At 50.0% G+C, this 8,753-nt stretch carries 4 protein-coding genes; all 4 read right to left on the minus strand.

Annotation, left to right across the window (positions count from 1 at the left end; translation table 11 throughout):
• Positions 1 to 326 precede the first annotated feature (326 nt).
• The 4 genes from V8L70_RS22095 to V8L70_RS22110 all read right to left on the minus strand — a co-directional run bounded on the left by V8L70_RS22095 (position 327) and on the right by V8L70_RS22110 (position 8,445).
• On the minus strand, positions 327 to 1,340 hold the full coding sequence (locus V8L70_RS22095) for a TerC family protein (RefSeq protein ID WP_336270602.1): 1,014 nt from the start codon (positions 1,338 to 1,340) through the stop codon (positions 327 to 329).
• A 51-nt stretch (positions 1,341 to 1,391) separates the two neighbouring features.
• Entirely contained in the window at positions 1,392 to 3,122 is a 1,731-nt protein-coding gene (locus tag V8L70_RS22100) for a potassium/proton antiporter (protein WP_336270603.1), read from the minus strand.
• A 48-nt stretch (positions 3,123 to 3,170) separates the two neighbouring features.
• Positions 3,171 to 5,684: a protein translocase subunit SecD gene (secD, locus tag V8L70_RS22105; RefSeq protein ID WP_336270604.1), complete on the minus strand. Its 2,514-nt coding sequence runs from the start codon at positions 5,682 to 5,684 to the stop codon at positions 3,171 to 3,173.
• A 2,497-nt stretch (positions 5,685 to 8,181) separates the two neighbouring features.
• Positions 8,182 to 8,445 (minus strand): helix-turn-helix domain-containing protein, encoded by a 264-nt coding sequence (locus V8L70_RS22110; RefSeq protein ID WP_336270605.1) that lies wholly within the window; start codon positions 8,443 to 8,445, stop codon positions 8,182 to 8,184.
• Positions 8,446 to 8,753: the final 308 nt, after the last annotated feature.

Genomic DNA, 8,753 nt, shown 5'->3' on the forward strand with positions numbered 1-8,753 from the left:
AAATGAGATTTCAGTCGGAAAGTTCATAGCATGATCCTCCATCAGGTGGAGGTCAAAGAATGGCTCAATTCACGCTCGTCATGTGCTAAGGTTAATTCATGGTCAGGGCTCGACCCAAAGCAGACATGTCAGCAACGGCAGCAGGCTCGTTCATTGGGATATGTAGCAGGCAAAATGCTTGGTGCGATACTGCCGAGGCAACTTCTGAAGGAGAGAAATTGCCAAAAGAGCTTTTTGTTATGGAGTTTTCATAACGTCCCGCATGGCTGGTGAGACTACAGCGATTGGTAAAAAATTTTACAGTGTGCATGTTACGTTAATGACAGCTATGCCTCCGGATCACCGCCATGCCCATGCCCTTTGTTAGGCGGGCTACCTGGAATCCACCACTGGTTGGCCACTTGTCCAGCTTCCTCGCTATCCATGCCTTTTGTCTTCCACATGGAAAACAGGATTGAGCCACCTATAAGAATTCCCGTTATTAACAACGCTATCTCGGTGGGAATGACCTTAGTTCCGAACCAAGCATTGAGCACCATCTTAACGCCGACAATAACTAGCACCAGCGATAAACCATACTTAAGATAGTGGAAGCGATGAATGATGCCTGCTAATGCAAAGTAGAGTGCCCGCAAACCAAGGATTGCAAAAACATTCGAGGTATAGACGATGAAGGGGTCTGTCGTTATGGCAAAGATCGCCGGTATGGAGTCTAGTGCAAAAACAACATCCGTCAGTTCAATTAGAATCAACACCAGAAATAGAGGCGTCATATAACGGACGCCTTCCACTGTCACAAAGAAGCGAGACCCGGAAAAGTCTTGCGTAATTTTAAAGCGCCGACGCATAAACCGAACGATGCGGTTATTGTCGACATCCGGCTCTTGACCAACAGTTACTAGCATTTTGATCCCTGTTAGGATCAAGAAGGCACCGAAAAGATAGATAACCCAATGGAACGCATCAATAATTGAAGCACCCACCAAAATCAGTGTCCCACGCATTACCAATGCACCCAGGATACCCCAAAAAAGCACACGGTACTGATACTGCGGGGGTACCGAGAAGTGAGTGAATATCAACACGAAGACAAAAATATTATCGACACTAAGACTCTTTTCAATCAGGTAGCCAGTCAGGAACTGGTATCCTTCTGCTTCTCCCATGAAAACAAACATACCACCGGCAAAAATCATCGCCAGCACGAGGTAGCCCAGGCTTAGCCAAAGGGCATGCCTTACTGTTATTTGCTTTTCACCCCGATGCAAGACTCCCAGGTCCAGGGCAAGTACCACTAGGACGAATAAATTAAATCCAATCCACATCCATATTGTGTTCATCTGTTATCTCATTTGCACAAATTGGTGGTTTGTTGAGCCTTAGCAATTTGATCAAGCGGCTGATGTTAGGCTTACCGTACTGATTCGATCGCCGAGCATATCCCTGACCTGCACCTTTACACCTTCCACAATCACTGACGAACCTACGACAGGATTTTTGTCTGTTAATTGATTCTTAATCAATTGATCCAGTGTTAGCTCTCCTTCCTTGCCTAGGTAGATACCATAGGAAGCCCAGACGTCATCAATCCGGGTGCTGCCTTTCAAAGGAAGCTCAGTAGGTAAAGGAAGCTCAGTAGGTAGAAGCTCGCGATAGCTCGCTTCTAGCGCCTGCGAAAAAACACAATCAACAGAAGGTCTGAGGTGGGGCCTCAGCACGACAAAGAGATGATCCCCTGCGTACAGTAGGGTAGAGCCTCTAGGCGGAATAACATCTGGACCGCGAGTGATCATGGCAACCACGCTACTGTCAGGTAGCGCCATTCTTGACAAAAGTCGCCCCGCAGCCCGAGGGTTATCTCCCAGTGTGTATTCCACAATTTCGGCATCTATATCACCAAGCGCAGAGATTTCCAGAGTCGCCGCAGGTTGTGCCGGAGGCATCTCTGTCACGCCGAGTTTTCGCGCCACCCATGGGAGTGTCGAGCCCTGAACCGTTGCGGAAAGTAGTACAACGAAGAACACTACGTTGAAGATAAGGGGGGCTTCGGGCAAACCGAACATCAATGGGAATATAGCCAGAATAATAGGCACTGAACCGCGTAGCCCTACCCAGGACACCAGCGCTATTTCCCGACGATTAAAACCAAAAACTTTCAGTACCGGAACAACCACCGCTGGCCTAGCGACAAGCACCAGAACCAGCGCAACCATCAAACCTTCCAGCCAGACATCCAGTAGGGACATAGGATCAACCAATAGCCCCAACACAACAAACATGGTTATCTGGCTAAGCCAAGCCATGCCATCGTGGAACCGGAATGTACTGAGCTGAAATACGAAGCGGCTGTTGCCAACAATCACCCCAGCTATGAATATGGCAAGAAACCCACTTCCTCCGAGATTAGCCGCTATTCCGAAAGCCAATAACCCACACGCAGCTACCATGACCGGGTACAGGCCCGCGGCCACTAACTGAATGCGGTTGATGACTTTTACGGAAGCCCACCCGACGGAAAGCCCAACAACCGCCCCAATACCCATTTGCATGATAAATAGCTGGAGCAGTTCTGCCCCAAACGCCATGTCATTTACCAGCATCTCCAGCAGACCGACTGTAAGGAAGATGGCCATAGGGTCGTTAGACGCACTTTCGATTTCCAAGGTAGATTTAAGGCGTCGGTTAATATGGATACCCGCATTACGCAGCAAAGAAAATACCGCAGCTGCATCCGTTGAGCCGACAATGGCACCGAGTAATAGTCCTTCAAGCATCGACAGATCAAGAATATAGGCTGCCGCCAGCCCAGTTATGACGGCAGTGACCAGTACGCCCAGTGTTGCTAGCACTGAGGCTGGCTTCCATACCAGCTTGATGGATGAAAATGGGGTCTGTAGGCCCCCATCAAAGAGGATCATTGCCAGGGCCAAGGTTCCTAGGGCATGAGCGGCGACCGGATTATCAAATGCAATGCCACCAATCCCGCCCTCGCCAGCCAACATTCCAGTCAACAGGAACAACACCAGTACTGGCAGTCCAAGTCTAGCTGACAGCTTGCTCGACAGAATGCCAAACAGGATCAGAATGGCCGCCAGAAGTATCAGTTGATCAATTGCGAACATAGGTGATCACCTTTTGCAAACAGAGCTGCAACTTCATCACGCAACTCCTTAGGGTGTGAGTTCCAGTTCCTTGCGGATTTCTTCTGCTGTTGGTCGCAATTGGGCGAGTCCCTTCTTTGTGCGCCTTTGACTCAGATAATAAAGAATTGGGGACGCAATAAAGACTGATGAACTGGTGCCTATCACAATGCCAAACAGCATGGGTAACGCAAAGCTTGATACAGCTGCTCCACCGGCAATGCCCATGGGCAACAGAGCTAGAAAGGTCGTCACCGACGTAAATACAGTGCGGGTGAGGGTCGATGAAATACTTTCGTTCAGCAGCTCCAGCATGGGACGATCCGGTGTAATTCGCATGTTCTCGCGGATACGATCGAACACCACCACCTTATCATTGACCGAATACCCCATCAGCGCGAGCAACGCGGCGACTGCCGTCAGGTTGAACTCAACGCCGACGAGGGCAAAGAACCCAATGGTCTTGGTGAGATCCAACGCAATGGTTAGGGTGGCTGCCCATGCGAAATGGGATTCAAAACGGAACCAGAGGTAAGCTAGCATTCCTGTGCCAGCCAACATGATTGCCAGGATCGTGGCATCGCTGAACCCACCGCTGACCTTCGGCCCTACCATATCTACCTTCGGGAATTCAGCACTAGAGTCGACGGATGAGACCGCCGCTTTGAGCAATGTTACCTGCTCCGCCGTTGCCCCAGGTGTGCCTTGTTCAGCTGGCAGACGGATGAGGTAACGTCCACCATCTCCGACCTCCTGAATAGCGGCGCTTTCAAGCTGTTGCTCCTGTAGAGTGGTTCGCAATTGCTCTACCGGTACTTTAGATGCCTGCACTTCAACAACCGTACCACCGGTAAAATCAACGCCGTATTTCAGCCCCGGCTGTACAAATAGGGCGATAGCCGCAATTGAAAGCACTGCCGATACCACGAGTCCAATCACCCGTCCACGCATAAAATTCACACCGCGCGCGCTCAAACGATCCAGCCAGGCAATACCAGAAATCACTAACGGCTCCCTTTCACGGCCTCTAATGCGCCATTCCATGAGCAGGCGGGTGACAGCAATCGCCGTAAACAGTGAAGTCACCAGACCAATACCGATAGTGACGGCAAAGCCCTTGACTGGTCCGCTGCCAAACAGGAACAGCAGGCTGACCGCGATCAGGGTGGTGAAGTTGGAATCCAGAATCGTCCTGTAGGCCTTACCAAACCCTTCCCTCAGTGCCACCCATGCAGGCTTCCCCCGTCGAGACTCTTCACGAATACGTTCGTTGATCAAAATGTTGGCGTCCACTGCCATGCCAATGGTTAGGATAATCCCAGCAATACCCGGCAGGGTAAGGGTCGCACCCAACAGACTCAATATCCCGAAGACCAATCCGATATTCACCGTTAGCCCCACACAAGCGATCAGCCCCCAGCGTCCATAAAGCCCTATCATGAAGGCAATCACCATGGCTGCACCAAGCAAGCCAGTGGTTAACCCCATCGTGATGGCGTCACTGCCCAGGTCCGGGCCAACCGTACGTTCCTCTACCACATGCAACGGTGCCGGCAAGGCCCCGGCACGCAGTAGCAGGGCCAGGTCACCGGCTTCCTTGGATGTAAACTCGCCGCTGATCTCTCCACTGCCGCCACTAATTACGCTACGAATCACCGGGGCTGTGATTACTTTGCCATCCAGCACAATGGCCAGCGGTCGGCCAATGTTATCTCGGGTCATGTCTCCGAAAAGCTGCGCGCCTTTATCGTCCAGTTTGAAATTAACTACCGGTGATCCCGTATCCGGATTGAAAGCCATGTGGGCATCACGAATATGTTCACCTGCCATAGCCACCCGTTGTTCCAGTTTATATAGCCTATCGTCGTAGGCATCTGGCAGGGTTATCGATGGGATACTTTCTTGCGTAGCCCAGTGAAAGGTCATTTTCGCTGTGGTACCTAGTAATTCACGGATCTCACTAGGGTCGGCGACACCAGGCATTTGCACCAAGATGCCGTCGTTGCCTTGACGGGTAATACTGGGTTCTACAAGCCCTGTTTCATCCAGTCGCCGCCGAACCACTTCCAGACTTCGCTCAACCGCATCCCGGGTAATATTCTCCCGCCAAGATTCGGTCAGCGTCAGCAACAGTTTGTCATCATTCAAATCCACATCGAACCGGCGTTTGCCATCCGGTGTTTCCATGGACAGCTTGTGGGCAAGACTGGTGGCTTCGGGCATACGCTCGGGCTGATGCACCGGTAACTCAATGCCCTTTTCAGTATTCTGGGAGCGCCCGTATTGAATACCCGCCCCACGCAGTGAGGTGGCTAACTCTTCAGCCACCGCCTCGTGCTCGCTGGCAAATAAGTCCTGGATATCTGCTTCCAGTAGCAAGTGTGAGCCACCCTGAAGGTCTAGCCCAAGGGAAACAGTGTTTTGCTGATACCAGTCCGGTAGCTTACTAAAGAGATTCGGAGAAAGGAGATTTGGTAATGCACTCAGCAAACCGAGCACAATCACCAGGCCGTAGACCACGGCCCGTGAACGCAGCGATTTCATGGGTAATCCTCAATAAAAACTTAACTAACTCGGATGGCAGTGCAGGCCACAGCCATAAAAAAGGGGGATTACGCCAGAGGGGGGGCGCGAAGAAGGGGGAGCAGAAAGCGGGCGGCTAAGGGAGAATATTTCGCACCCGGGCTAACGACACAAGTGATACTACACAGATCGGACCATACGACTGTAGAATCGACGCGCCACCAATCGGGAGAGTCTCTATCATCAACCGGTGAAGTGATTTTTTCGTGGTTAGTACTCCTCGCCCTAAAGGAGTCATTGTGTTGAGCAACAACTAAATTATCAAAAGGACCGATAAACCCTTGATCTAATCGTGTAACAGAGGCTTGGTGATGGCTGACGGAAGAAAGAAAAACGAGCAGCAGTGCCAGTAGTGTAAACACTACCATGGACATTCTAAGTCGATGCTGATCAAGTTGGAGCGCTTTGTTATTCATTCTTTTTCCCTGTGTACGCCAGGAGTTTCGCGTGCACGCATGGAATAGTCAACGAGATTACTTCCTAGCTCCGGAAAAAGCCTAGGGGTTAGCATTGTCACGACACAAAAGAGCTAGCTAATAAGCACAATGGCATGGAGAAATTGGATACGGAACACTCGTATTCCGAGAAACCGACATCGAAATTATTTCTTTCCCTGCCAGCAAGTATCTACTGCTCTACTCATGTCTCGAAAAATCCTAGATCAACTGTCCTGGGTACTTTGCCTAAGCCCTGAAACTGTCTATGAAACCAGAGGTGATCAAGGATCAGGTCCGCAACGTTGCACAGACCGGTATTATTGCCGAATTTTTACGAGAGTGGGACCAAGCTTCTAATGCGGAGCTGCCTCACCCAGCCAATAGAATGGTGACGATGCAGCGGCTGTGGCTCTAAGGTTTATTGGTGGTGTAGCAGACAAGACGATAAGGCACTTTGGACAAAAGATTATGGCCAGTGATGAAAACGATGTAGCACGTGTCATAAGCTGGTTTCGCAGCTACGTCTAGATGAGGAGAGTGAAGAGTCAGTGCGCAGCAGCTAACCCTCGGTTCAACCAACCGCTCGCTGTGGGTAGGGCGTTGACTCGGCCTAGGCTGAATGGCAGAACTGTGACGCCCGCAAAGCGTTGATAGTATTTCAGTGCCGATTGGGGTTAGCGACCAAACAACTGCAAGAAAGCAATAAAGGGGCAGCCGCTTTATTGCTCCACACCTTTCGGCAGCTCATGCTAATTTCTACATCAGATAATACTAAAAGGCAGCTTTTGGCCGGTTAGCGACGGTCGGAATCATATCGTCGCTATACAAACGGGTCTATCCTGCATTACTCAGTGGTTACGCGTACTTAAAGCCACATAAAAAATAAAACAAGCGATAGGACGGGTTAAGCATATCCGCCCTGGCGAATGTGGGCTATGTACGCGATTACCTCGTAAGCTCTTCCTTGAGCGGTTAGTTGCTGGGCTGTCTGTCCACCGAGGGCCGAAATGGGATATGTTTGATACCATGCCCAGGCGGAGGATCGAGAGCCTGCCCAAGGTTCGATCTGGTCCAAAATAGCTTGAATTAACTTTTCTCGATCTTGCCTTTCGTTCTGGTAATCGCGGTAGCGGGCCCATACAAGGCCAGCTCCGAACATGAGTAGAGCGGAGAAAAGAATGCCGAGGGGGAGAAGTATAGCCAAAGCATCAGGCGATAAAGATGGCATGTTTAGGCTCTCCTTCGGTGTTTAGGGTTCGCATTATGACTTGTTTCGTTTGGATACAAATTTCTGAAACGATGGTGATTATCTTTGAGACAGCCTGGTTTAGATAACGTCCTCCAGGCCGACCGAAGTTGGATACTCTACGCTCGTCGCGGTTATCTATAAATTTATCATATTCACCCAGCCGTGAGGTTTCGGCCAGGTACTGCTCAAGCCGCCTATTGCCCGTCTGGTGCTAGCTCGTGATTATATCGGCTCGTTTTGGCCGTCCAGTACCATCTGCAACCTGTCGGCGATTAGCGTTAAAGTGAACCAAATCAATAAATTAATAAAGATTAATATGCTTCAGGTGGCTGACTACGATGGCTATACGAAAAATAAGTGATCTTAAGCCGGTTTTTAGTGGTGATAACGTTGTCGAATGGCAATCGCCAGCGGGTACAAGGTTTCGATACGAGCGGGATCGCTGTGCAGTGGGTCAGGAAATGTTGCCAGGAAGCGAAGTGTACGATTGGTACGTGCTGGCTAAGAGTGATCTTAGCCATGCTAAGAGAATGGTGTTCGGATTAATTAATGAAGATGAGTTCTGAACATTACAACAAAGAGGCATTTCGTAGAGGCCGCCCGGGTCAGCGCTGAATAAGAGCAATCAATACAATAAATTGCGTTGCTCGGATGGAAGTAGATAGCTTTGTGCCTGCTTAAGTATTGTTATGCACGTTGCAGACCTACCGTAAAAATGCCACCTCAAACAACTATCGAGTCACGTCTTTCATCGTAGAAACGGCTATAGTCCTTAATTAAAACGTCCCTTATTAGCCTTACGAGAGTTAGGTAAACGTATAGAAGACATCTTAGGGAGCAAGGTTATCGGCTCGCACTGTAATGTCGCTGCGATCCTATACAGCATCTCAATGGTGATGCTCACTTCTCCACGCTCTATCCTTCCCATGTAGCTACGATCAATGCCTGCTACTAATGCAAAGCGATCCTGAGAGAGGCCATTCGCTCGGCGCTTTTCCCTAATGTTTTTTCCGATAGCGACTGCCAGCTCTTCCATATCTGCCTCATTGGTCATGAGGCAGGACTATCGAGCGTTGCGGCCTATCAAGCCACGGCTTATAATCCGTATTTTCACTCCTTTGATGCCCATACCCATGTCCCGTAACCTCCCGAGCATAGATAGGCGAATCATTGAACTCTTACTGAAACCAGAAAATGTAACATTCTGCGTTCAAAGCCTTCGGGATGCGTATTCCGGCGAACGTGACCGGTCATTCCGGTGATCGTGACCGATTTGCACACGGCCTTCACGCTGGAGAGAGTTTTGTACGCTGAGCGGTCACGATGGGTCAACCGATTCCGTTT

It is taken from the genome of Vreelandella arctica (assembly GCF_037070215.1).
GTDB lineage: Bacteria > Pseudomonadota > Gammaproteobacteria > Pseudomonadales > Halomonadaceae > Vreelandella > Vreelandella arctica.